At 73.1% G+C, this 26,507-nt stretch carries 23 protein-coding genes and 2 pseudogenes; 15 read left to right on the forward strand and 10 right to left on the reverse strand.

From position 1 onward, the window contains the following. Positions 1-50: 50 nt before the first annotated feature. Positions 51-1,004 carry an endonuclease domain-containing protein gene (locus ACFFIA_RS34075; RefSeq protein ID WP_377259157.1) on the reverse strand — a complete coding sequence of 318 codons (954 nt, stop codon included), beginning with the start codon at positions 1,002-1,004 and terminating at the stop codon, positions 51-53. 140 nt (positions 1,005-1,144) lie between these two features. Between ACFFIA_RS34075 and ACFFIA_RS34080 the strand changes: the two genes are divergently transcribed. From ACFFIA_RS34080 to ACFFIA_RS34090, 3 genes are all read left to right on the forward strand, one after another. After that, on the forward strand, positions 1,145-1,999 hold the full coding sequence (locus ACFFIA_RS34080) for an LLM class F420-dependent oxidoreductase (protein ID WP_377259160.1): 855 nt from the start codon (positions 1,145-1,147) through the stop codon (positions 1,997-1,999). Positions 2,000-2,128: 129 nt separating this feature from the next. Further along, positions 2,129-2,884 carry an ABC transporter ATP-binding protein gene (locus ACFFIA_RS34085; protein WP_377259163.1) on the forward strand — a complete coding sequence of 252 codons (756 nt, stop codon included), beginning with the start codon at positions 2,129-2,131 and terminating at the stop codon, positions 2,882-2,884. Next, positions 2,884-5,451: an ABC transporter permease gene (locus tag ACFFIA_RS34090; protein ID WP_377259166.1), complete on the forward strand. Its 2,568-nt coding sequence runs from the start codon at positions 2,884-2,886 to the stop codon at positions 5,449-5,451. The genes ACFFIA_RS34085 and ACFFIA_RS34090 overlap by 1 nt, the downstream gene beginning before the upstream one ends. 149 nt (positions 5,452-5,600) lie before the next feature. Here ACFFIA_RS34090 and ACFFIA_RS34095 read toward each other — a convergent pair whose 3' ends face one another. Further along, positions 5,601-6,239: a ThuA domain-containing protein gene (locus tag ACFFIA_RS34095; RefSeq protein ID WP_377259169.1), complete on the reverse strand. Its 639-nt coding sequence runs from the start codon at positions 6,237-6,239 to the stop codon at positions 5,601-5,603. Further along, the gene (locus tag ACFFIA_RS34100) at positions 6,236-7,555 is read right to left on the reverse strand and encodes a radical SAM protein (protein WP_377259172.1); all 1,320 of its coding nucleotides are present in this window, start codon (positions 7,553-7,555) and stop codon (positions 6,236-6,238) included. Before ACFFIA_RS34100 ends, ACFFIA_RS34095 begins: the two co-directional genes overlap by 4 nt. A gap of 153 nt (positions 7,556-7,708) precedes the next feature. Here ACFFIA_RS34100 and ACFFIA_RS34105 point away from each other — a divergent pair, with 153 nt between their 5' ends. Both ACFFIA_RS34105 and ACFFIA_RS34110 read left to right on the forward strand, forming a co-directional pair. Further along, positions 7,709-8,113, forward strand: a complete 405-nt coding sequence (locus ACFFIA_RS34105) for an SsgA family sporulation/cell division regulator (protein WP_377259174.1) — start codon at positions 7,709-7,711, stop codon at positions 8,111-8,113. A 296-nt stretch (positions 8,114-8,409) separates the two neighbouring features. Further along, a pseudogene (locus tag ACFFIA_RS34110) lies at positions 8,410-9,630 on the forward strand (D-alanyl-D-alanine carboxypeptidase family protein); the annotation flags it as partial. A 931-nt stretch (positions 9,631-10,561) separates the two neighbouring features. Here the strand turns inward: ACFFIA_RS34110 and ACFFIA_RS34115 are convergent. Together ACFFIA_RS34115 and ACFFIA_RS34120 are read right to left on the reverse strand one after the other, a co-directional pair. Then, complete coding sequence (locus ACFFIA_RS34115; protein ID WP_377259177.1) at positions 10,562-11,383, reverse strand: ABC transporter permease; 822 nt, start codon at positions 11,381-11,383, stop codon at positions 10,562-10,564. After that, on the reverse strand, positions 11,380-12,336 hold the full coding sequence (locus ACFFIA_RS34120) for an ATP-binding cassette domain-containing protein (RefSeq protein ID WP_377259180.1): 957 nt from the start codon (positions 12,334-12,336) through the stop codon (positions 11,380-11,382). Before ACFFIA_RS34120 ends, ACFFIA_RS34115 begins: the two co-directional genes overlap by 4 nt. Before the next feature lie 143 nt (positions 12,337-12,479). On the opposite strand from ACFFIA_RS34120, the gene ACFFIA_RS34125 reads away from it, so the two are divergent. Next, the gene (locus ACFFIA_RS34125; RefSeq protein ID WP_377259183.1) at positions 12,480-13,499 is read left to right on the forward strand and encodes an aspartate-semialdehyde dehydrogenase; all 1,020 of its coding nucleotides are present in this window, start codon (positions 12,480-12,482) and stop codon (positions 13,497-13,499) included. A gap of 3 nt (positions 13,500-13,502) precedes the next feature. Here ACFFIA_RS34125 and ACFFIA_RS34130 read toward each other — a convergent pair whose 3' ends face one another. Continuing rightward, positions 13,503-13,934: an Lrp/AsnC family transcriptional regulator gene (locus tag ACFFIA_RS34130; RefSeq protein ID WP_377259186.1), complete on the reverse strand. Its 432-nt coding sequence runs from the start codon at positions 13,932-13,934 to the stop codon at positions 13,503-13,505. Positions 13,935-14,100: 166 nt separating this feature from the next. On the opposite strand from ACFFIA_RS34130, the gene ACFFIA_RS34135 reads away from it, so the two are divergent. From ACFFIA_RS34135 to ACFFIA_RS34160, 6 genes and pseudogenes are all read left to right on the forward strand, one after another. After that, entirely contained in the window at positions 14,101-14,349 is a 249-nt protein-coding gene (locus ACFFIA_RS34135) for a hypothetical protein (RefSeq protein WP_377259189.1), read from the forward strand. A 25-nt stretch (positions 14,350-14,374) separates the two neighbouring features. After that, positions 14,375-14,719, forward strand: a pseudogene (locus tag ACFFIA_RS34140) (enolase C-terminal domain-like protein); the annotation flags it as partial. Then, complete coding sequence (locus tag ACFFIA_RS34145; RefSeq protein WP_377259192.1) at positions 14,716-15,465, forward strand: SDR family NAD(P)-dependent oxidoreductase; 750 nt, start codon at positions 14,716-14,718, stop codon at positions 15,463-15,465. The pseudogene ACFFIA_RS34140 and the gene ACFFIA_RS34145, both read left to right, overlap by 4 nt. A 42-nt stretch (positions 15,466-15,507) precedes the next feature. Beyond that, a complete protein-coding gene (locus ACFFIA_RS34150) occupies positions 15,508-16,485 on the forward strand; it encodes an aldo/keto reductase (protein WP_377259195.1) in 978 nt (325 codons plus the stop codon). After that, positions 16,482-17,198: an FCD domain-containing protein gene (locus ACFFIA_RS34155; RefSeq protein WP_377259198.1), complete on the forward strand. Its 717-nt coding sequence runs from the start codon at positions 16,482-16,484 to the stop codon at positions 17,196-17,198. Before ACFFIA_RS34150 ends, ACFFIA_RS34155 begins: the two co-directional genes overlap by 4 nt. Positions 17,199-17,245: 47 nt before the next feature. Continuing rightward, the gene (locus ACFFIA_RS34160) at positions 17,246-18,244 is read left to right on the forward strand and encodes an aldo/keto reductase (RefSeq protein ID WP_377259200.1); all 999 of its coding nucleotides are present in this window, start codon (positions 17,246-17,248) and stop codon (positions 18,242-18,244) included. Between the two features lie 92 nt (positions 18,245-18,336). Here the strand turns inward: ACFFIA_RS34160 and ACFFIA_RS34165 are convergent, their stop codons facing one another. Then, positions 18,337-19,788, reverse strand: a complete 1,452-nt coding sequence (locus tag ACFFIA_RS34165; protein ID WP_377259203.1) for a PQQ-dependent sugar dehydrogenase — start codon at positions 19,786-19,788, stop codon at positions 18,337-18,339. A 151-nt stretch (positions 19,789-19,939) separates the two neighbouring features. On the opposite strand from ACFFIA_RS34165, the gene ACFFIA_RS34170 reads away from it, so the two are divergent. Beyond that, on the forward strand, positions 19,940-21,175 hold the full coding sequence (locus ACFFIA_RS34170; RefSeq protein WP_377259206.1) for a cellulose-binding domain-containing protein: 1,236 nt from the start codon (positions 19,940-19,942) through the stop codon (positions 21,173-21,175). Positions 21,176-21,244: 69 nt separating this feature from the next. On the opposite strand, the gene larC is transcribed toward ACFFIA_RS34170, so the two are convergent. Both larC and larB read right to left on the reverse strand, forming a co-directional pair. After that, positions 21,245-22,438, reverse strand: a complete 1,194-nt coding sequence (larC, locus tag ACFFIA_RS34175; RefSeq protein WP_377259209.1) for a nickel pincer cofactor biosynthesis protein LarC — start codon at positions 22,436-22,438, stop codon at positions 21,245-21,247. After that, positions 22,435-23,130 carry a nickel pincer cofactor biosynthesis protein LarB gene (gene larB, locus ACFFIA_RS34180; RefSeq protein ID WP_377259212.1) on the reverse strand — a complete coding sequence of 232 codons (696 nt, stop codon included), beginning with the start codon at positions 23,128-23,130 and terminating at the stop codon, positions 22,435-22,437. The genes larC and larB overlap by 4 nt, the downstream gene beginning before the upstream one ends. On the opposite strand from larB, the gene larE reads away from it, so the two are divergent. Then, a complete protein-coding gene (gene larE / locus ACFFIA_RS34185) occupies positions 23,129-23,968 on the forward strand; it encodes an ATP-dependent sacrificial sulfur transferase LarE (RefSeq protein ID WP_377259215.1) in 840 nt (279 codons plus the stop codon). The two genes, larB and larE, sit on opposite strands and share 2 nt — an antisense overlap. A 21-nt stretch (positions 23,969-23,989) precedes the next feature. Here larE and ACFFIA_RS34190 read toward each other — a convergent pair whose 3' ends face one another. Continuing rightward, complete coding sequence (locus ACFFIA_RS34190) at positions 23,990-24,958, reverse strand: fibronectin type III domain-containing protein (RefSeq protein ID WP_377259217.1); 969 nt, start codon at positions 24,956-24,958, stop codon at positions 23,990-23,992. 144 nt (positions 24,959-25,102) lie between these two features. Here ACFFIA_RS34190 and ACFFIA_RS34195 point away from each other — a divergent pair, with 144 nt between their 5' ends. Then, the gene (locus ACFFIA_RS34195; RefSeq protein WP_377259220.1) at positions 25,103-26,506 is read left to right on the forward strand and encodes a serine/threonine-protein kinase; all 1,404 of its coding nucleotides are present in this window, start codon (positions 25,103-25,105) and stop codon (positions 26,504-26,506) included. The last annotated feature ends 1 nt before the right edge of the window (position 26,507 follow it).

Genomic DNA, 26,507 nt, shown 5'->3' on the forward strand with positions numbered 1-26,507 from the left:
CAACACCGATTTTCAGCCCGGAACGGGCCGCCCGCCAGAGGCGACAGGGACTAGATCCTGAGGCCCAGCGCGGCACGAAGCTGCGCGACCACGTAGTCGGGTTGGTGGCGGACCTGCCATGCCGAGTAGCGGAGCACGCGGTCGCCCCGAATCCAGATCTCGTTCTGCCGGCGCATGTCCGCCTCCCACTGCCCGGCGTCCATGTGATGGGCGCCGTCCACCTCGACGTGTACGCGCTGCTCCCGCCAGTACGCGTCCAGATAGCGGCTGCGCCCGTCGCCGTCGAGGCGCCGCTCCTGCAGGTCGGGCGCGGGCAACCGGTGCCGCCGGCAGAGCCGTAGGAAGTCGATTTCGGACAGCGCGGTCGCGCCGCCCGCGGCGAGGTCAGCCGTCTCCAGCACGAGTGCGCGGCGCCGGGCCCGGGGCATCACGGACAGCACCGCACGCAGCTCCTCCGGGGCGACCCGGCGCTGCTGGCAGGCAGCCGCCACGACGGTACGGGCCGCGTCGTCCGTGCGGGCCCACTGCGCCGCGTCCACGATCGAGCGCGGCATCGCCGTACGCGGGGGACGGCCGGCCCGCACATGGTCGCCGGGCAGGACCGACGTGCGGTGCACCACCACGGCGGGCATGTCGAGCGGCAGGCGCCGGCGCAGGTCGGGGTAGGGATGACCGGCCGGCACCAGGACGTACAGCGGGCCGGGTCGGCTCCAGCGCAGGCCACCTTCGCACGCCGCGGTGAGCCCGGCGAGCAGCGCGCCGTGACCCGGTGCGCCGGAGGGATGGGTGGCGAGCACCGCGACCCAAAGCGCCTGCCCGGCCGTCAGCGGACCGTTGTGGGAGACCAGCACGCCGCGGCACACGCGCCGCCAGCGGCCGGAAGCGAGGAGGCCACGGACCCGGGCGCGTCCCAGCAGCGCGGCTGCGTGGGCGGCGGTGACGACGCCCGCCTGTTCGAAGAGCAACCAGTCGAGTGCGCTCGCCGCGTGTCCGGGGATCGGCACGGCGCGAGTCTGCGGGCGCCCGCCGCCGCGGGGCAAGGGGATGCCACGTTATGGCGACGGAGGCGAGGCACGCCGGCGGCGGAAGGAACGCGGTCGCGGTGGCGCCTTCGAGGCGGGCGACGAGGGGTAGGTTGGGGCGAGTGCGTATTGGAATCCAAATTCCCAGCTTCACCTACCCCGGCGATCAGAGCCAGATCGCCCCGACTTTCGCCCAGGTCGCCCGCGACGCCGACCAGGCGGGCATCGCCAGCCTCTGGGTGATGGACCACTTCTTCCAGATCCGCGGTGTCGGCGCGCCCGAGGAGCCGATGCTGGAGGGCTACACGGCCCTGGCGTACGCGGCCGCGCTCACCGAGCGGATCACGCTGGGCACCATGGTCACCGGTGCGGTCTACCGGCATCCCGGCGTGCTCGTCAAGACGGTCACCACGCTCGACGTGCTCTCCGGCGGGCGGGCCTGGTTCGGCGTCGGCGCCGCCTGGAACGCGGACGAGTCGGCCGGCCTCGGCATCCCGTTCCCGCCGGTGGCCGAGCGCTTCGAGCGGCTGGAGGAGACGCTGCGGATCGCCCACCAGATGTTCGCCGGCGACGAGAGCCCGATCGTGGGGCGGCACTACCAGCTTGAGCGGCCGCTCAACTCGCCGCCGCCGGTGAGCCGCCCGCATCCGCGCATCCTCGTCGGGGGCGGTGGGGAGAAGAAGACGCTGCGCCTCGTCGCGCGGTACGCCGACGGCTGCAACCTCTTCGACACGCCCGAGCTGCCGCACAAGCTGGAGGTGCTGCGGGAGCACTGCGCGCGGGAGGGGCGGGCGTACGGCGACATCGAGAAGACCGCGCTCACGATCCTGACGCCGGAGTCGACCGCGGACCAGCTCGAAGACACCGTGGGGCGCCTCGGCGAGGCCGGCGTCGACCACGTGATCTTCTCCTGCCGGCAGCCCTACGAGCCCAGCACCGTACCCCTCCTGGCCGGTCTCGTCGCGAAGGCGGCGTAGCCGGCGATCTCCTCCTTTGATCTCCCCCGGCGGCGCCCGCCGGGGGAGACTCCCACCTTCCTCAGACCGATGCCGCGACCCTCCTGAGGTAGGACGGATCGCCTCCAACCTGGCTTTACGGTTTGTTGCATGACGACAGCGACCACGGAAATCGCCGCACGGGCGGTCGACGCGTGGAAGGTATACGGCACGGGCGAGGCCCAGGTGATCGCGCTTCGCGGGGTGAACGTCGAGCTGGAGAAGGGGCACTTCACCGCGATCATGGGCCCCTCCGGCTCGGGCAAGTCCACGCTGATGCACTGCCTCGCCGGGCTCGACGCGCTCACCCGGGGACAGACCTTCATCGGCGACACGCAGATCACCGGGCTCAGCGACAGCGGGCTGACCAAGCTGCGGCGCGACCGCGTGGGCTTCATCTTCCAGCAGTTCAACCTGCTGCCCACGCTGACCGCCGAGGAGAACATCCTGCTGCCGCTCTCCATCGCCGGCCGCAAGCCCGACCCCGACTGGTACAAGACGGTGATCACCACGGTCGGCCTCGGTGACCGGCTCGGGCACCGGCCAACCCAGCTCTCCGGCGGCCAGCAGCAGCGCGTGGCGTGCGCCCGCGCGCTCGTCTCCCGCCCCGAGGTGATCTTCGCGGACGAGCCGACCGGCAACCTCGACTCCCGTTCCGGCGCCGAGGTGCTCGGCTTCCTGCGCAACTCGGTGCGCGACTTCGGCCAGACGATCGTGATGGTGACCCACGACCCCAACGCCGCCTCGTACGCGGACCGGGTCATCTTCCTCGCCGACGGCCAGATCGTCGACGAGATGCGGGAGCCCACGGCCGAGGGCGTGCTCGACAAGCTGAAGAACCTCGACGTCGCGGTTGGTGGCGCCTGATGCTGCGGGCCAGCCTCAAGAGCCTCTTCTCCCGCAAGCTGCGGCTCACGCTCGCCATCGTGGCGATCGTGCTGGGCGTGTCGTTCCTCTCCGGCGCGTTCGTGCTGACCGACTCGCTGGGCGCGCGCTTCGAGCGGCTCTTCCAGAGCATCAACCAGAACGTCGACGTCCAGGTGCTGCTCACCGACGACGGCGCCGACGAGGACCCGCTCCCCAAGATCACGCAGGCGCAGCTCGACGCGATGGCCGCTGTACCCGGCGCGCGGGCGGTCTCCGGCGACGTGAGCGCGATCGGCGTGATCCCGTTCGACCGCGAGGACGGCAAGCCGGTCACCACGACCGGCGCGCCCCAGCTCGGTGGCGGGGTCCGGGGCGACGACCCGTTCTCGCTCGTCCAGCTCGCCGACGGCCGCTGGCCGTCGGCGGACACCGAGGTCGCGATCACGCGGTACACCGCCGACCAGACCAACTCCGCCACCGGCGACCGTCTCAAGGTCTACCTGCCCGAGGTGAACGAGACCCGCGAGTTCACCATCACCGGCACGGTGGTGTACGACGGCGACCGCGACTCGATGGCCGGCGAGACGATGGTGCTCTTCGAGGAGAGCTTCGCCCAGCGCACGTTCTACGGGCAGGAAGGACTCTTCTCCGGCGCGTACCTCGCCGCCAACGAGGGCGTCACCCAGGAGCAGCTTCGCGACCAGGTGGCACCGCTCGCGCCGAGCGGCTTCGAGGCGAAGACCGGCGACCAGGCGAACGAGGACCAGGCGAACGACGTGCAGGCCGGGCTCTCCGCGCTGACCACGTACTTCTTCGGGCCCTTCGCGGTCGTGGCGCTGCTGGTCGGCATCTTCCTGATCTTCAACACGTTCAACATCCTGGTCGCCCAGCGGGCCTCGGAGCTGGCCGTCTTCCGGGCGATGGGGGCGAGCTGGGGGCAGGTCACCGGCTCGGTGCTGATCGAGGCGATCCTGGTCGGCATCGTCGGCTCCACGCTCGGCCTGCTCGCCGGCATCGGGCTGGGGCTCGCCGGCAGCGCCGCGCTGACCGGGCTGATCGGCGCCCAGCTACCTGGCGCGGGCATCACGGTGAGCGCGACGCCGATCATCCTCGCGTACACGGTGGGCATCCTGGTCACGCTCGTCTCCGCGTTCGTACCGGCGATCCGCGCCTCGGCGGTGCCACCGCTGGCCGCGATGCGCGAGGTGAGCCGGCCGGACAAGCCGCTCAAGGGGCTGACGATCGCCGGGCTCGTGTTCGTCGTACCCGGTCTCGCGCTGCTCGTGCTCGGCCTGGTCGGCTCCTCGCTGGTGCCGCTGCTCTTCGGCTCGGTGCTGACGTTCCTCGGCGTGATGATCATTTCGCCGCTGCTCACCAGGCCGCTCGCCGGACTGATCGGCCGCGTGGTCGGCTGGGGAATGAGCGGGCGCCTGGGCGTACGCAACGCGCTGCGCAACCCGCGCCGCACGGCGGTCACCTCCGCCGCCCTGATGATCGGGGTGACGCTGGTGAGCGCGGCGAGCGTGCTGGGCGCGTCGTTCACCCGCACGATCGACCAGACCATCAACGCCACGGTCGGCGCCGAGGTCTTCATCCAGGCGAGTACGACCGCCGGTCCGCCCGGCGAGGTCGGCTTCCCGGACGAGGCGGTCCCGCTGATCGCGGCGGTGCCCGGGGTCGACCAGGTCGTGCCGATGTACTTCTCGTTCGCCGCCCAGGTCGACGGCGGTGCCCCGCCGTTCGGCGGCACGTTCGCGGTCGACGACCTGGCGGTGGCCCGGGACATGTTCGGGATGAAGGCCGTCGAGGGCGAGGTGCGGACGCTCCAGCCGGGCGAGTTCGTGGCCGACGAGAACACGTTCGAGTCGCGGGGCTGGGAGGTCGGCCAGACCTTCCCGATCCAGCTCGACAAGGGCGGCGAGGAGCAGTACCGGCTCGTCGGCGTCTACGAGGCGACTCCCATCTGGACGGACACGATGATCCTGCCCAAGGCGGCGGTGGCCAACTTCGCCGGGCCGCTGGCGTTCCAGGGCTACGTCAGCCTCGACGACGGCGCGAACACCGACACCGTGGTCGCCGGCATCGAGGACGCGATGGTCGACTATCCACTGGTGACGGTGGGGGACCGGTCGGCGCTGCTGGAGCAGTTCAACGGCTTCGTCGACATCGCGCTCGGCATCATCTACGTCCTGCTCGGCGTGGCGATCCTGATCGCGCTGCTCGGCATCCTCAACACGCTGCTGCTGAGCATCTTCGAGCGTACGCGTGAGCTGGGCCTGCTGCGCGCGGTGGGGCTCAACCGGCGCGGCGTGATGCGCATGGTCGGTACCGAGTCGGTGGTCATGGCCGTCTTCGGCTGCCTGCTCGGCATCATCGTCGGCGTGGGGCTCGGCGCGGCGCTCTCGTACGCCCTCATCGACCGCGACTTCCTCACGGTGGTCGCGATCCCGTGGGCGAGCCTGATCGTCTTCGTGGTGGTCGCGGTCGTCGCGGGCGTGCTGGCCGCCCTCTGGCCCGCCTGGCGAGCCGCGCGGCTCAACGTCCTCCAGGCGATCGCGTACGAGTAGCACCTGGTTGTTTCCGACGCCCCGGGCGGTTGCTGGCCAACCGCCCGGGGCTCGCCTTTCGCCGGGCGCTCACGTCCGGCGGACCGGTCAGCTGAAGGCGGGCCCGGGGAAGGCGACCGGCCCGCGGTGGCCGTCGCGGCCTGGATAGGTCAGGCGCGGCTCACCCATTTCAGGGCGTTCGCGAGATGTTTCCGGAACGCGGGCTCGGCGTACGACTCGACCGTGTGCCCCAGTGCCGTGTAGAAGGCCCGCCCGCCGAACCGCTCGTGGCACCAGGCGAGCGGATGCTCCGCGCCCATGCCGCCGCCCTCGTACGTCGACTCGTCGACGCGCAGCAGCACGTGCGCGTCGGGGCGGGAGCGGAAGTCGTACCACTCGTCGACCCACGCGAAGGCGGGCGGCAGGTGGGCGGTCGCCGGATGACCGGGATCGGACACCGTGACCGTGGCAGGCTGCACCGCCGGATGCCGGTCGAACCACGCGCCGACAAGCTCGCGGTAGAACGGCCAGCCGTACTCGGAGGCGGCCGCGGAGTGCACGCCGAGGAAGCCGCCGCCGCCCCGCACGTACGCCTCCAGCGCCGCCCGCCCGGCGTCCGTGAGCACCTCGCCGTTGGTGTTGAGGAAGACCACGGTGTCGACGCCGGTCAGGTCTTCCAGCGCGGCCGGGTCCTCGGTGGCCTCGACGCCGGGCGTGAGCTGCCTGAACGCCTCGATGCCAGCCGGGATGGAGTCGTGCCGGTAGCCGTTGGTGCGGGAGAAGACCAGGACGCCGCGGGCTGCTTTCACGCGGTCACCGGTGCGTCCGCCGGCAGCGTGTCCATGAACGAGCTCACCGAGAAGACCGCGTTGCCGGCGCCGGGCGGGCCGTATCCGGGCGGGGTCGAGAGGCCGTTGGCCTCCATCGTCGCGCGGTAGGTCTCGAGCAGCCGGATGTGGTACTCCAGCGGCGCGCCCTGCGGGTTGGTGCGGCCGAGCGGCGTGGTCGGTTCCGGACACCACGTGGTGAAGCGGGGGAGGATGCCACGGGACATGAAGTACTGGAGGCCCTCGCCCGTCGACGCGATCGCCTCGTCGACCGTGGTGAAGCCGAACGGCTCGGCCATCTCGATGCCGGCCACGAAGTTGGGGATCACGTTGCGCGGCCCGAAGATCTCCGCCGAGTCGAGGATGCGGCGGTGCCACTCCTCGCGGCCGACGTAGCGCTCCTTGCCGGGGCAGTACAGCTCGAAGAGGCGCTTGTCCCACACCTCGTAGTTGGGGTGGTAGATCTGGATGCCGTAGTCGCGGAAGCGTCGCACGTCGGCACGGGGGAGGGCCTGGGCCACCACCTTGCCGATCCACCGGCCCGGGAAGCGCTCCTCGATCGCCTTGGCGTAGCGCCCGTAGAAGTCGGCCTCCGCGAGTCCGTCCACCTTGGACGTCACGCTGCCGCCGGTGAGGGTGTACGCGTGTGAGGTGCCCGCCGTGTCGTACCGGTCGATGATCTCGAGCGCTTCGAGCACCTCGTCGACCGGCTTCACTCCCGTGTACGGCCGCCCCGCCGCTTTGTGCTGCCGCCAGTTGTGGTTGATGTCGCAGTACTGGCACTCCTCCTTGGCGCCGAAGTACTGGCAGACCCGGAAGACCGTCAGGTAGATCAGGTAGCCCCACTGGATGGTCGGCGCGACCTCCATCACCGACTTGCCGTTTGCCAGCGTGTGGCGGTAGTAGTCGGGCATCGGCGGCAGCCCCACGTCGGCGATCGGCCGCCCGTCCAGGTGGAGGCGCGCCACGCCGTCCTCGCCCGCCATCACGCGGTACGGGGAGTCGGGGTTGACCCGCACCGACACCACCGTGCGACGCAGCTCGTACGGCCCGCCGGTGAGCACCACCTCCTCCGGGGGACGGCGCAACGCGGCGGCGCCGAGCTCGGGGAGCGTGCGGTGGTCGAAGGAGAAGATGAAGTACGACTTCGGCTTGACCGCGCCGTCGTCGCCGTCCGTGAGCACCGACTCGTCGAATGCCATCCCGCCGCGGAGCAGGTCTTCCTTGAGTACGGCCTCCCGCGGGATGTGTGGGAAGCGGCCCATGAGGTCTTCGACAAGATCCGTGCGCGTCCGCATGGCCTCCAGACTGCCACCTTCGGCCGCCTTTCCGGGGCACCATCCCGTGTGCGTGTGCCGCCGATCACGCTGTGCTTTGCCCAGGTGGAGTTTCGGTTTCAACCGAAGCGCGGTTGCCAACGTACATATAAGGTCTTCGACGAGGAGGATCGGTTGGCGACGAAGCGTTCGGCATGGCAGCTCCTGGAGGGCCATGCCTACTCGGCGACGGTGGACGGCAGGGTCAGCGTCGGGCTCGGCTATGCCGCCGATGATCCGTACGCGGTCCATCTGATCGTGAGTGCCGACGGCACGGCGGCGTCGTGCTGGGTCTTCGCCCGCGACCTCCTGATCGCCGGCCTCACCGGCACGGCCGGGCAGGGCGACGTGCTGGTTGGTGTCCAGCCCGGCGGCACGGTGGTGAGCGTGGTGCTGCGCAACGGGCGCGACGTGCTCGGCATCGACCTGCCGCGGCTGCCACTGTGCCGGTTCGCCGCCGACATGCTCGCGATCGTGCCCAGGGGGAGCGAGGCCGGGCACGTCGACCTGGACGCGGAGCTGCGTTCGCTGCTCGCCTGAGTCGTGGCTCAGCGCGGTGCCCCGGACATCCGGGGGTGCGAGGGATCGGCTGTTTGGCTAGCCTGATCGCGATGAATGGACGGGGTCTGGTCGCGGCATTGGTGGGCTCGATGCTGGCGGCGGCCGCGCCGGCCCCAGCCGCGGCGGCTGTTTCCGGCGCGGCGGTCCCTGGTCCGGTGGCGGCTGTCTCCGGCGCGGCCCCGGCCGGGGTCTCCGGTTCGGGCTCGGCGGTCGCGCGCGCCCGGCGCGCGGCGGCGCCCGGTGCGGCGGCGGTGGTCGCTGGTCCGGGGACGGTCGTGCGGGCCCGAGGCGCGGCGGCGCCCGGTGCGGCGGCGGTGGTCGCTGGTCCGGGGACGGCTGTGCGGGCACGAGGTGCGGCGGCCGCGCCGGTGGTGCCCTGCCCGACCCAGAAGCTCTCGCCGCCCCCGCAACGCCCGCCGAAGCCCAAGCCGCCCGCGCTCGACCCCGAGCACGCCCGCGTCGGCGGTGACGCGCTGGCCACGCCCGGCCTCGCCATCCCCGAGGGCGCCGCCACCCCGCCGAAGCTCACCGCCAGCACCTGGCTCGTCGCCGACCTGGAGAGCGGGCAGGTGCTGGGCGCGTGCGGCGCACACTCGTACGAGACGCCGGCCAGCGTGCAGAAGGTGCTGCTCGCCGCCACGATGATCCCCAAGCTCGACCCCAAGCAGGTCGTCCAGGTGACCCGCGAAGACCTCGACATCGAGGCGGGCAGCTCGGCGGTGGGTCTGCTGGAGGGCGGCAAGTACCCGATCGAGATCCTCTGGATGGGCCTCCTCTTCGACTCCGGCAACGACGCCGCCAACGTGCTCGCCCGCGTCGGCGGCGGCGACGAGGGCCAGGCCGGCGGCGTCGCCGCGATGAACGCCGAGGCCCGCCGCCTGGGCGCCCTCCAGACCCACGCGGTCACGCCGTCGGGGCTCGACGGGCCGGGGCAGTTCACCAGCGCGTACGACCTGGCGCTGATCGCCCGCGCCGCCTTCGCACTGCCCGACTTCCGCCGGTACGTGGCGACCAAGACCGCGAAGATCCCGCCCCAGCCCCCCAAGGACTCGCGCGGCTTCCAGATCCAAAACGACAATGGCCTGCTCAACAGCTATCCGGGCGCGCTGGGCGGCAAGAGCGGCTTCACGACGCTGGCCCGCCACTCGTTCGTCGGCGCGGCCCAGCGCGACGGCCGTACGCTCGTCGCCGCCGTGCTCGGCGCCGAGGCCCGCCCGATCCGCGCCTCCGAGCAGACCGCCGAGCTGCTCGACTGGGGCTTCGCGCTCCCGGCCGAGGCATCGGTGGGGCGCCTGGTCGAGCCCGGCGAGCTGGACCCCAAGCCCACCCCACCGGCCGAAGGCGAGGCCGCCGCCGCGGGCGAGGGGGACAACCCCACCTCGGACCGCCTGCCCGGCTCGTCGTCGGCCGCGGTGATCGGCCTGGTGATCGCGGTGGTGGCGGTGATACTGGTGATGCTGCTCTCGGCGGGCAGGCGCCGCGCGGTGGTGCGCGCCCGGCGCTCCGCCCTCGCCGAACGCCGCGCCCGCGGCCGTGACGACGACTGGCTGGAGGGCGGCGAGCCGCCGCCGGGCAGACGCGGGCCCGCGCCCGGTCGCCCGCCGCGGGCCGGCCGGACGCCCGCGCAACGCCGACCCGCCGGCGAACGCCTCTGGTCACCTGACGACACCGCCGCCTGGGGACCGCCGGAAGACGCCCGAGCCTCGGCCGGCAGCGTGCCCGCCGGTGGTGCTGGCGCCGCGGCCGGCGGCCGCGCCTCGGGCGGTGCCGGTCGCGTTGTAGGCGGCGGTGACCGCACTGCGGGCGGTGACCGGGCTGCGGGCCGTGACCGGGCTTCGGGCGGTGGTCGGGCTTCGGGCGAGGGCTGGCGGGCGGACGGGCGTCCCTACGGCGCGTCCCGGGCGGCGGGCCGTGGCGAGGTCACCGATGGGCTCTACCGGGCGGCGGACCCGCAGCCCTACGCGCCGCGCGCGCCCCGGCCGCCATCCGGACCCCGCCCCACGACCGGGCCGGACGCACCGGACGACTACTACGCGCCGCCGACACCGGAGCGCCGCACGACGCCGGAGCGGCGCGCACAGGGCGGACGCCGCGCACCGGCCCAGCGTGACGGGCGGGGCGCCTCGGCACCACGCGGCTGGGGCGCGGGCGGTCAGGGCGTGGACGATGCCCGGTACGCGGCGGGGGACAGCGGCTACGCGCCCGGCGACTGGCGGGGCCGCGGGCCGGGCCACCGGCCACCGCACCCCGACGACCGCTGGTAGGTCACCGGCGGGAGACCGCGTTTGTCGTGCCCAGGCGTCGCCGCGCGACCCGGGGACGGTGCCGGAGGCCGTCGCCGCGCGATGCGGGGACGGTCCCGGAGGCCGCCGCCGCGAGGCGCCCGCCGGCGCGAGGCACGAGGCGTCGCGCCGGCGGACGTGTGGGTCAGCGGGAGGCGGCCTTCTTGTACTGGGCGACCGCCAGTGGCACGAAGACGGCCAGCAGCACCACGACCCACGCCAGGCTCGTGATCACGGGGTGGCGCAGCGACCAGGCGTCGGGCGGAGGCACGAGCGGGTTGGTGTTGCCGAACAGGTCGCGGGCCGCCTGGGTCACGGCGGACACGGGATTCCACTCGGCGAAGGTCTTGAGCGGGCCGGGCAGGTCGGTCACGCCGACGAACGTGTTGGCGATGAACGTCAGCGGGAAGATGAAGATGAAGCTGGCGTTGTTGACCACCTCGGGGCTGCGCACCGAGAGCCCCACGACGGCGAAGACCCACGAGAACGCGTACGCGAACAGCAGCAGCAGCGCGAAACCGCCGAGTGCCTCCAGCACCGACGTGTGGATGCGCCACCCCACGATCAGGCCGGTCACCGACATCACGATGATGACCAGCACGTTGTTGACCAGGTCGCTGGTGGTGCGCCCGACCAGGAGGGCCGAGCGGGCCATCGGGAGCGAGCGGAAGCGGTCGACGATGCCCTTCTGGATGTCTTCGGCCAGACCGTAGCCGGTCAGCGTCGAGCCGAAGAGCACCGTCTGGGTGAAGATGCCGGCCATGAGGTATTCGCGGTAGGAGACGCCGGGCACGTTGATCGCGCTGCCGAACACGTATGCGAACAGCAGCACGAACATGATCGGTGACAGCGTGGAGAAGACCAGCAGGTCGGGTACCCGCTTGATCTTGATGAGATTGCGCCGCGCGACGGTGATGCCGTCGCGGAAGGGCTTGAGCGACGGGTTGGCCATCGTCTCGGTGGTCATGATGCCTTCTCCTCCTCGGCGGCGTGACCGGTCAGCGTCAGGAACACGTCGTCGAGGCTCGGCCGCCGCAGCCCCACGTCGAGCACCTTGACCGCCTCGGCGTCGAGCCGTCGCAGGCTCTCCATCAGCGCGGAGGCGCCACCGGTCACCGGGACGGTCAGGCGGCGGGTCTGCTCGTCGCTCGTGATCTCGCCGGAGGCCAGCGGGGCGAGCGCCTCGCGGGCGGTGCGCAGGTCGGCCGGCGCGCTCAGGGTCAGCTCCAGGCGCTCGCCGCCCACCTGGTTCTTCAGGTCGTCGGCGGTGCCGAGCGCGATCACCCGCCCGTGGTCGATCACCGCGATCTTGCTGGCCAGTTGGTCGGCCTCCTCGAGGTATTGCGTGGTGAGCAGCAGCGTGCTGCCGGACGCCACGAGCTCGGAGATGACATCCCACATGCCGATGCGGCTGCGCGGGTCGAGGCCGGTGGTCGGCTCGTCGAGGAAGAGCACCGGCGGCTGGGCGACCAGCGCGCCGGCCAGGTCGAGCCGGCGCCGCATGCCGCCGGAGTAGCCCTTGACCGGGCGGTCGGCCGCCTCCACCAGGTCGAACCGCTCGAGCAGCTCGCGCGCCCGCACCCGGCTCGCCTTCGCCGTGAAGCCGTAGAGCCGGCCCACCATGTCGAGGTTTTCGAAGCCGGTGAGGTGCTCGTCGACCGCCGCGTACTGCCCGGAGACGCCGATCCTGCCGCGCAGCTCGCGGGCGTCGGCGACGACGTCGAGGCCGGCGACCCGCGCCCAGCCCGCGTCTGGCGTCAGCAGTGTCGTGAAGACCCGCACCGCGGTGGTCTTGCCGGCCCCGTTGGGCCCGAGCAGCCCCATCACCGTGCCCTGCGGCACCGCGAGGTCGAAGCCGTCGAGGGCCACCACCGAGCCGTATTTCTTGACGAGGCCCTCGGCCTCGATCGCGATTTCCATCACGCTCCCTTCAGAACGGCCCCATCGTGCCGCACCCGTCCGACAATTCGCGGCTCATTAACGCGAGCCTCACGTGGTAAGACCGCCCACACCCTGGGAATTCGTCGCTCCTGGCCATATCGGGTACGGGTAGCGTGTCGCCCATGCAGATCGGGATTGTCGGCGCCACCGGCCAGGTCGGTGGCGTCATGCGGCGGGTGCTGGCCGAGCGTGCCTTCCCCGCGGACCGGCTCCGCCTCTTCGCCTCGGCCCGCTCGGCCGGTCGCACGCTGCCGTGGGGCGACGGCGAGGTCACGGTGGAGGACGCGGCCACGGCCGACTACCGGGGGCTCGACATCGTGCTCTTCTCGGCCGGGAAGGGCACCGCCAAGGAGCTGGCTCCCCGCGTGGCCGAGGCCGGCGCGGTCGTGATCGACAACTCCTCGGCGTGGCGGATGGATCCGGAGGTACCCCTGGTGGTCTCGGAGGTCAACCCCGAGGCTGCCGCGCAGCGTCCCAAGGGCATCATCGCCAATCCCAACTGCACGACGATGGCCGCGATGCCGGTCCTGCGCCCGCTGCACGCGGAGGCCGGGCTGGTCAGCATGGTCGTCGCCACCTACCAGGCGGTCTCCGGCAGCGGCCTGGCCGGCGTCGCCGAGCTCGACGAGCAGGTGCGCAAGGTCGCCGACCGGGCCAGCGAGCTGGCCTTCGACGGCGCGGCGGTGCAGGTGCCGGCGCCCCGCGTCTACGCGCGCTCGATCGCCTTCAACGTGCTGCCGCTGGCCGGCTCGATCGTCGACGACGGATCCGACGAGACCGACGAGGAGCAGAAGCTCCGCAACGAGAGCCGCAAGATCCTCGGCATCCCCGACCTCAAGGTCTCCGGCACCTGCGTGCGCGTGCCGGTCTTCACCGGCCACTCGCTCCAGGTCAACGCCCGCTTCGCGCGGCCGCTGAGCTCCGCCCGCGCGCGCGAGCTGCTCGCCACCGCGCCCGGCGTCGAGCTTTCCGACGTGCCCACGCCGATCCAGGCGGCGGGCGCCGACCCGACGTACGTGGGGCGGATCCGCGCCGACGAGACCGTCGACCACGGCATCTCGTTCTTCTGCTCCAGCGACAACCTTCGCAAGGGGGCCGCGCTCAACGCCGTGCAGATCGCGGAGCTGGTCGCGAAGGGCTGAGCCTCACGGGTCGACCGGGCGCCAGGAGAGGGGCGTCGAGAGGACCATCGTGCTGGAGGGCTGCCCGTACGGCGCCAGCCGGTCGATGACCGCCTCGAACTCCTCCATGGCGCCCGTCGCCACCTTCAGGATGCAGCACGCGTCGCCGGTGACCCGGTGGATCTCCAGCACCTCGGGCCAGCCGGCCACGCCGGGGTCGCGCAGCACACACCGCGCCCCGTAACAGGACATCCGGATCACCGCGACCACGTGGCGGCCCGCCTTGGCCAGGTCGAGGTGCGCGTGGTAGCCGGTCACCACGCCCGTCCGCTCCAGCCGCCGCACCCGCTCGGCGACCGCCGGCGGGGAGAGGTGCACGCGGCGGGAGAGCTCGCTGTACGACAGCCGGGCATCGCGCTGCAACTCGCGCACGAGCGCCCAGTCCATCTCGTCCACGACGACCTTCCGTTCGTCAAGTCGGTCGCCACTTCACCCACACGACCGGCCGGTACCCAGCGTAAACGACCGTTGATCCGGCAAGCCGGAACGGCCGGGGGCGCCCCCGAGGCCAGCTTCCCTTGGGGGCAGTGACTACTACGCGAGGTAGTATTACGCTGCGAGCGTGTCGATCGACGATGGATGCCTGCACGCCGACCTCGCCGACCGGGTCGGGCGGATCGTGCGTACCGAGCGGGACCGGCTGGCGCGTCGCCGCCCCGACCTGGACGACGCCGACCTCGCCGCGGTGGAGGACACGCTCTGGCGGATCGCCGACCACCTCGTGCTCCGCCGCGCCCGCCAGGTGGCCGTCGATCCCGTGGCCGCCGCCCGCCTGTGGGACGCCCCGGGGCGCGCTGGCGCCGCGCCGTAGGCGAGCCGCGAGGAAGCGCGCTCTTGTGTCGTACGTGCAGATCGACGCGGCCCGGGTCGCCGGCGTCAACGAGAACGTGGCGATCCTGTTGCTGGCGGCCAAGTACGGCGTGCCGGTCTGCCCGCACGCCGGCGGGGTCGGCCTGTGCGAGCTGGTGCAGCATCTGTCCATGTTCGACTTCGTGGCCGTGTCCGGGAGCATGGACGACCGCGTCATCGAGTACGTGGACCACCTGCACGAGCACTTCGTCGACCCGGTGGTCGTGCGCGGCGGCCGGTACGCCGCGCCGACCGCGCCGGGATTCAGCGCTACGATGCGGCCGGGGACACTGGCCGACTACTCCTTTCCGGACGGTCCAATGTGGAAGTGAGCGACTTCGACGGGCTGCGCGCGCTCGTCACCGGCGGCGCGTCCGGCATCGGGCTGGCCACGGCCCGGCTGCTCGCCGCGCGGGGCGCCCGCGTGGCCTGCCTCGACCTCGAGCCCGGCGGGCTTCCCGAGCCGCTGCTGGGATTCGGCTGCGACGTGCGCGACGACCCGTCGGTGCGCGCCGGGGTCGCCGCGGCGGTGGACGCGCTGGGCGGCCTCGACGTGCTCGTCAACAACGCCGGGATCGGCGCGCAGGGCACGGTGGAGACCAACCCCGACGACGAGTGGCTGCGCGTGCTCGACGTCAACGTGGTGGGCATCGTGCGGGTGACCCGGGCCGCGCTGCCGCATCTGCGCGCGTCCCGCCACGCCGCGATCGTCAACACCTGCTCGATCGCCGCCACCGCGGGCCTGCCGGCGCGGGCGCTCTACAGCGCGAGCAAGGGCGCCGTGCGGTCGCTGACCCTGGCGATGGCCGCCGACCACGTGCGCGAGGGCATCCGGGTCAACTGCGTCAACCCCGGCACGGTCGACACGCCGTGGATACGCCGCCTGCTCGACACCGCCGCCGACCCCGGTGCGGAGCTCGCCGCGCTCCAGGCCCGGCAGCCCACCGGCCGGCTCGTCAGCGCCGACGAGGTGGCCGCCGCGATCGCGTACCTCGCCAGCCCGCTCGCCGGCTCGACCACCGGCTCGGTCCTCGCCGTCGACGGCGGCATGCACGGCCTGCGGCTGCGCCAGCCCTGAGCCGCCGCGACCGTGCGGTGACCACAGACATCGGAGGACCGCATGGAGCTGACGCTCGGCGCGCTGGGCCTGGGCTGCGCCCAGCTCGGCAACCTCTACCGGGAGGTCGACGACGGCACGGCCGCGGCCACCGTCGCCGCCGCCTGGGACGCCGGGGTCCGCTACTTCGACACCGCGCCGCACTACGGGCTCGGCCTCTCCGAGCGCCGGCTCGGCGCCGCGCTGCGCGCGTACCCCCGGGCCGGGTACGTGCTCAGCACCAAGGTGGGGCGCCGGCTGGAGCCGGACCCGGCGGGGGCCGGCCGCCGCGACACCGAGGGCTTCGCGGTGCCCGCCGACCACCGCCGGGTCTGGGACCTCAGTGCCGACGGGGTACGCCGCTCGCTGGACGAGAGCCTCGCCCGCCTGGGCCTGGAGCGGGTCGACGTGGTGCTCCTGCACGACCCCGAGGAGCACATGGCGGCGGCGGTGGCCGAGGCGTACCCGGCGCTGCACGAGCTGCGCGCGCAGGGCGTGGTGCGGGCGATCGGCGTCGGCAGCAAGCGCTGGGACGTGCTGCACCGCTTCGCCCGCGACACCGACGTCGACCTCGTGATGATCGCCGGCCGGTACACGCTGCTCGAACAGCCCGCCCTCGACGAGCTGCTGCCGGAGTGCGAGCGCCGGGGCGTGCGGGCGGTCGTGGCCGGCGTCTTCAACAGCGGGCTGCTCGCCGAGGAGCGGCCGCACGCGGGGCTGCCCTACGAGTACGGCGCCGCCCCGCCCGCCGTGCTCGACCGGGCCCGCGCGCTCGCCGCCACCTGCGCCCGGCACGGCACGTCGCTGCCGGCCGCCGCGCTCGCGTTCGCCGCCGCGCATCCGGCCGTCACCTCCGTCGTGGTCGGCGCCCAGGACCCCGACCAGGTACGCCGCAACGCCGCGCTCGCCGCGGCCGAGCCGCCGCCCAAGGAGCTGTGGGCCGACCTGGTCGCCGAAGGGCTGCTCCGGCCGGACGCGCCCGTACCGGGAGGCACGCCGTGATCGTCGACGCGCACCACCACCTGTGGGGCGCCGGACAGGGGTACGCCTGGCTGGACGCGCCCGAGCTGGCCCCGATCCGGCGCACGTTCGGCCCCGCCGACCTGGCCGCGGCGGTCGAGGGGAGCGGCGTGCTCCGCACCGTGCTCGTGGAGGGCGGCCGCTGTGACACTGGCGAGGCGGAGCTGCTGCTCGGGTACGCGACGGAGTCCCCGCTCGTCGCCGGCGTGGTCGCCTGGGCCGACCCGGAGGATCCCGCGCTCGCCGACACCATCGCCGGCTACCGCGCCCTGCCCGGCGGCGACCGGCTGGCCGGCATCCGGTCGCAGGTGCAGGGGGAGAGCGACCCCGGTTACCTCGACCGGTCGGCGGTGCGCCGCGGCGACGACGAGGTCGACGGGCTGCGCGCCGTGCTCGCCGGGCTCGGCGACGATCCCAGCCTCGACGCGCTGGTCGCCAACGACCTGGAGTTTCACCGCCGGATCGCGGCCGGCTCCGGCAACGGCGTGCTCTGCTCGCTGATCGACAGCCTCTCCGGCCCCACCACGCGGGCCCGGATCTGGCGCGGCCTGACCCAGGAAGGCGCGGTCGCGAAGACCCGCGAGCAGCACGCCGCCATCCTCGACGCGATCGCCTCCCGCCAGCCCGAGCTGGCCCGATCCTGGGCGACCGTGCACGTCGCGGGCGTGGAGGACTGGCTGCGCCGCGCGCTCTGAGTTTCGCCTTTGACTTCGCGCGCGCTCGAACTCCTACGGTCGTCGCCATGGATACCGTTGCACTCGGAAACACGGGCGAGCGGGTCAGCCGGCTCGCCCTCGGCGCCATGCTCATGGGGACGCTCACGAACGAGGCCGACTCGTTCGAGATCCTCGACCGCTACCTCGGCGCCGGCGGCAGCTTCGTCGACACGGCCGACTGCTACGCGTGGTGGCCCGGCCCCGGCAACCGGGGCGGCGAGAGCGAGGCGCTGCTGGGCCGGTGGCTCGCCAAGCGCGGGCGCCGCGACGACGTCTTCCTGGCCACGAAGGGGAGCGCCTGGGTGGAGCGGGCGGAGCAGGTGCGCGGCGCGCCGTGGGAGGTGTTCAGCAAGGAGTACGCGGGGGCCGGCGGCGACACGCTGCGCAAGGCGATCGACGGCAGCCTCAAGCGGCTCGGCACCGACCACGTCGACCTGTACTACGTGCACGTCGACGACCGGAGCACGCCGATCGAGGAGACGCTCGACGTCCTCGCCGAGATCGTCAAGTCCGGCAAGGCGCGCCACATCGGCTGGTCCAACGTGCGCACCTGGCGGCTCGAGCGCGTGCGGCAGGTGGCCGAGCGCAACGGCTGGCCGGCGCCGGTCGCGCTCCAGCAGCAGCACAGCTACCTGCGCCGCCGGGCCGGGCTGTCGCACTCGTCCATCGTGGACGACGAGCAGATGGACTTCCTGCGGGCCAATCCCGAGGTCACGCTCGTCGCGTACACGCCGATCCTCAAGGGCGTCTACGACGACCCGGAGAAGCGGCGCGGGCACGGCATCATGACCGCGTACGAGGGGCCGGACGCCGAGGCCCGCCTGGCGGTGCTCACCGAGCTGGCCGGCGAGCTGGGCGTCACGCCCAACCAGCTCGTGATCGCCTGGCTCCTGCACCAGACCGACCCGGCGATGGTGACGCTGCTCGGGTCGCGCACGGTCGAGCAGTTCGAGGCGGCGCTGCCAGCCCTCGACGTCAAGCTCGACGCGGCGCAGCTCGCCCGGCTGGACGCGGCCGGGGCCTGAGACCGTGGCGGGCACCCCGCGCGGGGCGCCCGCCACGTACGGGGGAGCGTGGTGGCCGGACCCGGGACCTAGGTCCGGCCACCGGCTGCCCCCTACCCGCAGGGACTGCCGTTGAGGGTGAACGAGGTCGGTGCCGGCTGCGCGCCGCCCGGCGTACCCAGGAAGCCGAACTCCACGGTCGCGCCCGGGGCGATCGCGCCGTTCCAGTTCGCGTTGCGGGCCGAGACCGTGGTGCCACTCTGGGTGATGCTGGAGTTCCAGGCGCTGCCGACCCGCTGCGTACCGGGGAACGTCCAGCCGACCGTCCAGCCGTTGACCGGCTCGGTGCCGGTGTTGGTGACCCGGACCGTGGCCTGGAAGCCGGTGCCCCAGACCTGCGTGGTGTACGCGACCCGGCACGCGACCGGCGGCGCGACCCGGCCGAACGACAGCTTGTGCAGCTGGCCCGGCAGGTCGTTGACGAGGTAGAACTCGCCGTGGGAGTCGACGCCGAGGCTGGTCGGCTGCACGATGTCGAGCGTCGAGACCTTGACGCTCTGGTGCGCGCCGCCGGGCGCCCCACGGATCGCCCACACCGACGCCGAGCAGTAGTCGGTGGCGAAGTAGGTGCCGCCGGCGATGTCCGCGTACTGGCTGCCCCGGTAGACGAAGCCGCCGATCACCGCGCAGCCCTCGAGCGAGGTCTGGTGGACGTGTGCCGGGTCGACGTACGTCTCGCCGGCGAGGCACCGCTCCGCGTTGAAGACCACGCGGCCCTCGCGGCAGGACCAGCCGAGGTTGGCGCCGCCCTGGGTCGCGCCGAGGTGGTTGACCTCCTCCCAGGTGCCCTGCCCGACGTCCGCGATCCAGAGCGAGTCGTCGCCGCCCGGCCCGGTGTCGAAGGAGAAGCGCCACGGGTTGCGCAGGCCCCAGCTCCAGATCTCCGGACGGGCGCCGGCGCGTCCCACGAAGGGGTTGTCCGAGGGTACGCAGTACGCCTGCGCGCCGCAGGTGCGGCTCACGTCGAGGCGCAGGATCTTGCCGAGCAGCGTGCCGAGGTTTTGCCCGCTGGCGAGCACGTCGTCGGCCGCGCCGCCGTCGCCGAGGCTCCAGTACAGGTAGCCGTCGCCGCCGAACGCGACCTGGCCGCCGTTGTGGTTGGAGAACTCGGCGTGCGGCTGGGTCAGGATCACCTGCTCGCTCGCGGCGTCGCCGAGGCGGACCCGGGAGAGGGTCAGCGCACCCTCGGGGAGCGCGGTGTACGCCACGTACACCGTCTGGCTGGTGGCGAAGTCGGGCGCCGGCGCGATGCCGAGGAGGCCGCGCTCGTTGCCGGAGATGTCGACCTTCGGGCCGATGTCGAGGACGGGGGCGGTGGCGAGCCCGGTGGTGGGGTCGTAGAGGCGTACGGTGCCGAGCTTCTCGGTGATGAGCAGCCGGCCGGCGTCGATGCCCGCGATGGCGGTGGGACGTTGCAGGCCGAAGGCCACCTGCGTGGTGGTGACGGTTATCTGGTCGAGGGGTACGGCGGCCTGAGCAGGTGCCGCCGCGGCCAACGGCGCCACGACAGCCACTGTCGCGGCGACCGCCAACCATCGAGATCTAAACATATTTACTCCGATCGTTGACGGCACGATATCACCCGGTAATTATGTATGGACACCAAACTATGTCGCGGTCGCCGGGCGAGGTCGCACAACCATGCGAAGGAGCATGATGAGACGTGCAGTCCTGACGTCCGGCGCCGTCGTGGCGTCGCTAGCGGGGGGCTTCCTGGTGGCGACGGCCGCCGAAGCGGCGGTGGCCTGCCGGGTGAACTACTCCGTCACGTCCCAGTGGAACGGCGGCTTCACCGCCAACATCGGCATCACCAACCTCGGCGATCCCGTGAACGGATGGCGGCTCACCTGGTCGTTCCCGTCGGGCCAGTCGGTGGCGCAGGCGTGGAACGCCTCGGTGACCCAGTCCGGCGCCGCGGTCACCGCCACCAACGTGAGCTGGAACGGTTCGCTGGCCACCAACGGCACCGCGTCGTTCGGCTTCAACGGCCAGTTCAGCACCACGAACACCAACCCCGGCTCGTTCTCGCTGAACGGTGTCGTGTGCACCGGTTCGGTGGCGCCGACGACCGCGCCGCCCACCACGCGGCCGCCGACGACGCCCCCGCCCACCACGGCACCGCCGCCGACCACTCCGCCGCCCAGCAGCGGATGGAACCCACCGTCCAACCTGGTCAATCCGCTGAACCAGGTGTGGACGCACCAGGAGCAGACGTACAACAACGGCAACCTGTACGCGTTCCGCAACTACGGCTGGGACCAGATCATGGCCAACCGTGGGTACATCAACTACTGCGTGCGGTGGGACTCGTCCGCCACGGTGACGGCACAACTGCGGGACGAGATCCACGCGGCGCTGGCCCGGCAGTACAAGCAGTGGATGGACGTGATGGTGGGCCACAACGGCTGGCCGTACAACGACGTGCCGGTGCGCGTCGTCGGCTGGGCCGTTCGTGACCGGGCGCAGCTACAGTGGACGGACAACTCGGTGGACATCTACGTCAACAACATCCGGGAAAACGCTCCACAGTGCTCGGAGCCGTGTGGCCGCTTCTTCAACCAGAGCGGCAACTACCCCAACTGCCCGGGCGGCGCGTCGCGCCACTACGACCACTCGCTGTGGCTGACCGACGGCTTCGGTGGCGGCGCCGGCGGTGACTGGGGCCAGCGGATGGGCCGGGAGTACTTCGTCAACAACCGCAACGCGGCGAGCATGACGATCCTGCTGCACGAGATCGGGCACACCTACGGCCTGGACGACTTCTACGACTGGACGCCGTCCGGCGTGGGCGGCTTCATCATGAAGGCGGGCAGCTCCAGCACCATCACCGACTTCGACCGGTGGATGTTCCGGGACTGGTGGCGGCACCTGAAGTCACGGTACGGCTACTAGCTCTCCACGTGGTGGGGCCGCGCGCGACCGCGCGGCCCCATCCGCGTCCCGCGGCTCAGCTCCGCTTCCCTACAGCTCGGGCGGGGGAAGGGCCTGGGCGCGGGCCGCGTCGAGGATGTGGGCCACCGGGATACCCGAGGCGCGGGCGGCGGCCGCCGCGTCGTCGTACTCGGGCTGGACGGTGACGGGGGCGTCGCCGAGGAAGCCGCGTTTGACGCGGATCTCGTGGCCGGCGACGGTGACCGCCAGCGTGTCGCGGCGGAGGGCACGGCGGCGCACCGGATGGAGGCGCAGGCCGAGCGTCGTGGTCTGGGCGAAGACGGTGCGGCAGACCAGGTCGACGCGGGCCGCGTCGACCAGCACGGTGAGCACCTGGCCGGGGCGCCCTTTGCGCATCAGGGCCGGCACGCACCAGGCGTCCGCGGCGCCGACCGCGCGCAGCTCCTCCAGCAGGTCGGGCCAGACGCGGGGGTCGAGGTCGTCGACGGTGGCCTCGACCTGCACGAGGTCGGCCTCCTCCGCTCCGTCCAATGTGGATGCCCCGGTGCCGACCAGCACGCGGAGCACGTTGGCGTGGCCCGGCGGGTCGGCCGTACCGGCGCCGACACCGACCGAGGTGGGGGTCATGGCCGGCGGTGGGCCCCACGCGGTGGCGAGCGTGACCAGCAGGGCGGCGCCGGTGGGCGTGCAGAGCTCCATCGTCGCGCGGTGGGCGGCGAGCGGGGCGCCCGCGGTGGTCAGGAGGTCGGCGACGGCGGGGGCGGGCACGGGGAGGGGGCCGTGCGCCGAGCGTACGGTGCCGGAGCCGACCGCCACCGGGGAGACGACCCGCATGGCGTCGCCGAGGAGGGCGAGGTCGTGCAGGGCGAGCGCGCAGCCGGCCACGTCGGCGATCGCGTCGAGGGCGCCGACCTCGTGGAAGTGCACCTCGTCCACGGTGGACCCGTGTACGCGCGCCTCCGACTCGGCGAGTCGCGTGAAGGTGGCCACCGCGAAGTCGCGCGCCGGGCCGGCGAGGCGGGCCAGAATGGCGAGCACATCGGACAGTCCACGGTGGACGTGCGACTCGGGAGCGCGCACCAGCACGTGGGCGGCGCGGAAGCCGTGGCGCCGCACCTGTGTGACGTCGACGGTGAGCGGGAGGCCGAGGCGGTCCAGCCCCGCGCGTACGGTGTCGAGCGAGGCGCCGGCGTCGAGCAGGGCGGCGAGGAGCATGTCGCCCGCCGCGCCGTTGCCCGCGTCGACCCAGAGCGCGCGCGTCACCGCGACCGCCGGGCGATGCGGGCCGCCGCGACCCCCGCGCCGAAACCGTTGTCCACGTTGACCGTGAGGACGCCGGGCGCGCAGCTGTTGAGCGTGGCGAGCCAGGCGGTGAGGCCGTCGAGGTGCCAGCCGTATCCGATGCTTGTCGGCACCGCGATCAGCGGCGCGCCGGTGAGGCCGCCGATGACCGAGGGGAGGGCGGCCTCCATGCCGGCCACCGCGACGACGGCGTCGGCCGAGTCGATGCGGTCGCGCTGCGCCAGCAGTCGGTGCAGGCCGGCGACGCCCACGTCGAGGACCATGTCGGGCTCGGCCCCGAAGACGCTCACGGTCGTCACGCACTCGCGGACCACCGGCAGGTCGGCCGTGCCGGCGCCGACCACCGCGACGCGGCCGTGGGGCGGGCGTGGCTTGCCGAGCACCGCCGTGCGCCCCACCTCGTCCAGGTCGGCGTCGGGCAGCTCGGCGCGGACGAGGGCGACCGCGTCGTCGTCGAGGCGGGTGGCGAGCACGGCCCCCTCCGGATGCGCCTCGTGCAGCGCGCGCAGCGCCGCCACCACCTGCGACGGCGTCTTGCCTCGCCCGAACACCACCTCCGGGTCGCCAGTGCGCTCGACGCGCTGCAGGTCGAGGCGGGCGAAACCGAGATCCGCGATCTCCGCGCCGCTCCCGCTTGGGTACCGTTCAGTCATGCTGCCCCCCTACACGGCCGACCGTCTGGTCACCGAAATCGCAGGATACGGCCGGACGCTGGTGGCGTTCTCCGGCGGCGTCGACTCCAGCGTGGTCCTGGCCGCCGCGGCGCGGGCGCTGGGTCCGGGCGGGGTGGCGGCCGTCACGGCGGTGTCGCCCGCGGTGCCAGGCGCGGAGGTGGCCGAGGCGGCCGAGTTCTGCGCGCGCCTGGGCGTGCCGCACCACGCGGTCGAGACGCGCGAGATGGAGGTCGCCGGCTACCGGGAAAACGGGCCGCGCCGCTGCTACTTCTGCAAGAGCACGCTGCTCGACACGGCCCGGCAGGTGGCGGCCGAGCACGGGTTCGACGCGGTGGCCACCGGCACCAACGCCTCCGACGTCGCCGCCGGCTTCCGCCCCGGCATCCGCGCGGCGGCCGAGCGCGGCGCGCGTACCCCGCTGGCCGATCTCGGCCTGGACAAGGCCGCCGTCCGGGCGCTGGCCCGGGCGTGGGACCTGCGGACCGCGGACAAGCCGGCGGCGGCGTGCCTGTCCAGCCGCGTGGCGTACGGGGTCGCCATCACGCCCGCCCGGCTGGCCCGGGTCGAGCGCGCCGAGGCCGCCGCGCGCCGGTTGCTCGCCGCCCATCACGTCCATAATGTCCGGGTACGGGACCTCGGCGCGACCGCCCGCCTGGAGGTGGACCCGCACCTCGTCGACACCGCGCGCGGCGACGCGGCCCTGCACGCGGCGATCCGGGCGGCCGGCTTCGATGGGGCGGAGGTGGCGGTCGAGCCGTTCCGCTCCGGGTCGATGAACGAGCTGCTCGCCGACCCGGAGCGGTGGCGCGGGGCCTGAGCCGCCGCGCCTACACCGGCCTCAGCACTCCTGGAACGGGCTGGTGACGGTGTTGCTGAGCGGCGAGCTGTTGCCGGCCCGGTCGACCGCCCGCACGGCGAACGTGTTCAGCCCATTGACGTTCGAGTGGTAGACGAAGCCGCTCGTCACGCCGACGAAGATCTGCTGCACCCCGCCGTTGACGAAGACCTCGTACTCGATCGACGAGGCCGGCTCGACGTTGTCCGACGAGGCGTCCCAGTGCAGGAAGAGCCCGCATCCCATGTCACCGGTGACGCGCGCCGCGCCGGGCGTGCTCGGCGGGGACGTGTCGGCACTCGGGAGCGTGGTGGCGGCCACCGCGTTGCTCGGCGGCGACAGGTTGCCCGCCGCGTCGGCCGCCCGCACGGTGAACGTGTACGCGGTGCCCGGCGTGAGGTGGCGGACCGAGGTCGTCCGCGTGCCGGGCGCGGCCATCGGGGTGATGAACTGGGCCGGCGCGCCGTTCACGAAGATCCGGTAGGTGGGCGTGGTGGCGTCGTCGGTGGACGCCGTCCAGGAGAGTCCGACGGTCGATTCGGTGACGCCGGTGACGGTGACCGTGGGGGCGGTCGGCGGCGACGTGTCCGGTGTGGTCGTCGCGGTGACCCGGTTGCTCTGCGCCGAGACGTTGCCGGCCCGGTCCTCCGCGACGATCCAGTACGTCTTCGTGTATCCCCGCACGCCGATGTTGTCCGTCGCGGTCGTGGACGAGGGGGATTGGTAGATGCCGTAGGTGCCGATGGCGGACGACTGGTACACGATGTACGCGTTGAGCCCGCCGCTGTCGGTCGACGCGTCCCAGGCCAGCGAGATGCTGGTCGGCGTGACGGCGGTGACCCGCAGGTTGCCCGGCGTCGTCGGCGGGGTGCGGTCGCGGCCGGTGGCACCGGCCGGCACCGCGGTCGCGGCCACCAGCAGCGCGGCCGAAGCCACGCACACCGCGGCCCGCGCCCAGGTCCTCATCCTCATGCGTCCTCCTCGGGGGTTGGTGCCTCCTGCCTCAAACGTGCCGCCCGCGCGTCAAGGCCTTGTCAAGGAGGAGTCGAGCCGCATGTGGAGGGGAGCGTCACTTCTTGTGGATGGACGAGGGCTGATTGGGGTACGGGTAGGACCGTGCTGCGTTCCGGAGTGTCCCTTGACGACCGATACCGCCTCGAGGAACGCGTCGCCACCGGTGGGATGGGCGACGTGTGGCGGGCCACCGACCTCGCGCTCGGCCGCACCGTCGCGGTCAAGGTGCTGCTGCCCAGCCTCTCGGCCGACCCCGGCTTCGGCGCGCGCTTCCTCGCCGAGTCGCGGATGCTCGCGGCCGTACGGCATCCCGGCGTGGTCCAGGTGTACGACCGGGGCGACTGCGAGCTGCCCGAGGGGGACCGCGCCACCTACCTGGTCATGGAGTACGTCGACGGTGAGCCCCTCTCCGCCCGCCTGGCCCGGGAGGAGCGGTTGCCGGCGGCGGAGGCGATGCGGATCGTGGCCGAGGCGGCCCGCGCGCTCGACGCGGTGCACGAAGGCGGCATCATCCACCGCGACGTCAAGCCGAGCAACCTGCTGATCCGCCCGGACGGCAGCGTGATGCTGCTCGACTTCGGCGTGGCCCGTTCGACCGCGGCCACCACCGTCACCGGTACCAACGCGGGCGTCCTCGGCACCGCCCTCTACATGGCGCCCGAGCAGGCGCGGCGGCAGCCGCTGTCGCCCGCCACCGATGTGTACGCCCTCGGCGCGGTCGCGTACCACGCGCTGGCCGGGCAACCGCCGTTTCCGGGGGACAACCCGGTCGCGGTCGCGATGGCGCACCTGGACGAGCCCCCGCCCGACCTGCCCGAGGACGTACCGCAGGCGGTGCGCGCGGTGGTGCTGCGGGCGCTGGAGAAGAACCCGGCCGACCGGTACCGCGGCGGAGCCTCCCTGGCCGCGGCGGCCCTCTCCGCGGTCGGCGCCGGCGGGCCGGACTCGACGGCGGAGATGGCGGCCGGCGACCTCGACGCGACGGTGCCGGTCAGCCCCGCCACGCGGCGGGTCAACGGCGCCAGCGTCGCGGTGGTGCCGGCGCCCCCGCGACCCGGTGCCTTGCCCGGGGACACCGCTGACCTCCCGGCCGTGGGCGGCCGGGGACGCCGGGGCGCGGCCATCGCCGGCGTGCTCGCCGCCGCCGGGCTGCTGGTGCTGGTGGCGCTCTTCTTCCTGCTGCCGGACGGGGGTACGCCGCCGGCGGACGGGATCACCTCCACCTCGCCCGTCCCGACCGCCTCGGCCGGCACCTCCCGCCCTGTCCAGCAGGAGCAGCCGGACCGGCCTCGGGGCACCGACGCGGGCACGCCGAGCGCCGCCCCGACCACGCCCGAGCAGCCGACCGGCGAGCCGGAGCCGACCGGCGAACCGAGCCAGCCCAGCGAACCGACCACCTCGCCGGACGAGCCGGAGCCGAGCCAGAGCGAGGCGCCGCAGGCCAGCCCCACTCCCGACGGCGGCGGCCCGCCCGCCACCGGCGCGCCCCTGGCGACCCCGCGATAGC

The organism is Phytohabitans kaempferiae (genome assembly GCF_042433955.1).
GTDB classification, from domain to species: Bacteria; Actinomycetota; Actinomycetes; order Mycobacteriales; family Micromonosporaceae; genus Phytohabitans; species Phytohabitans kaempferiae.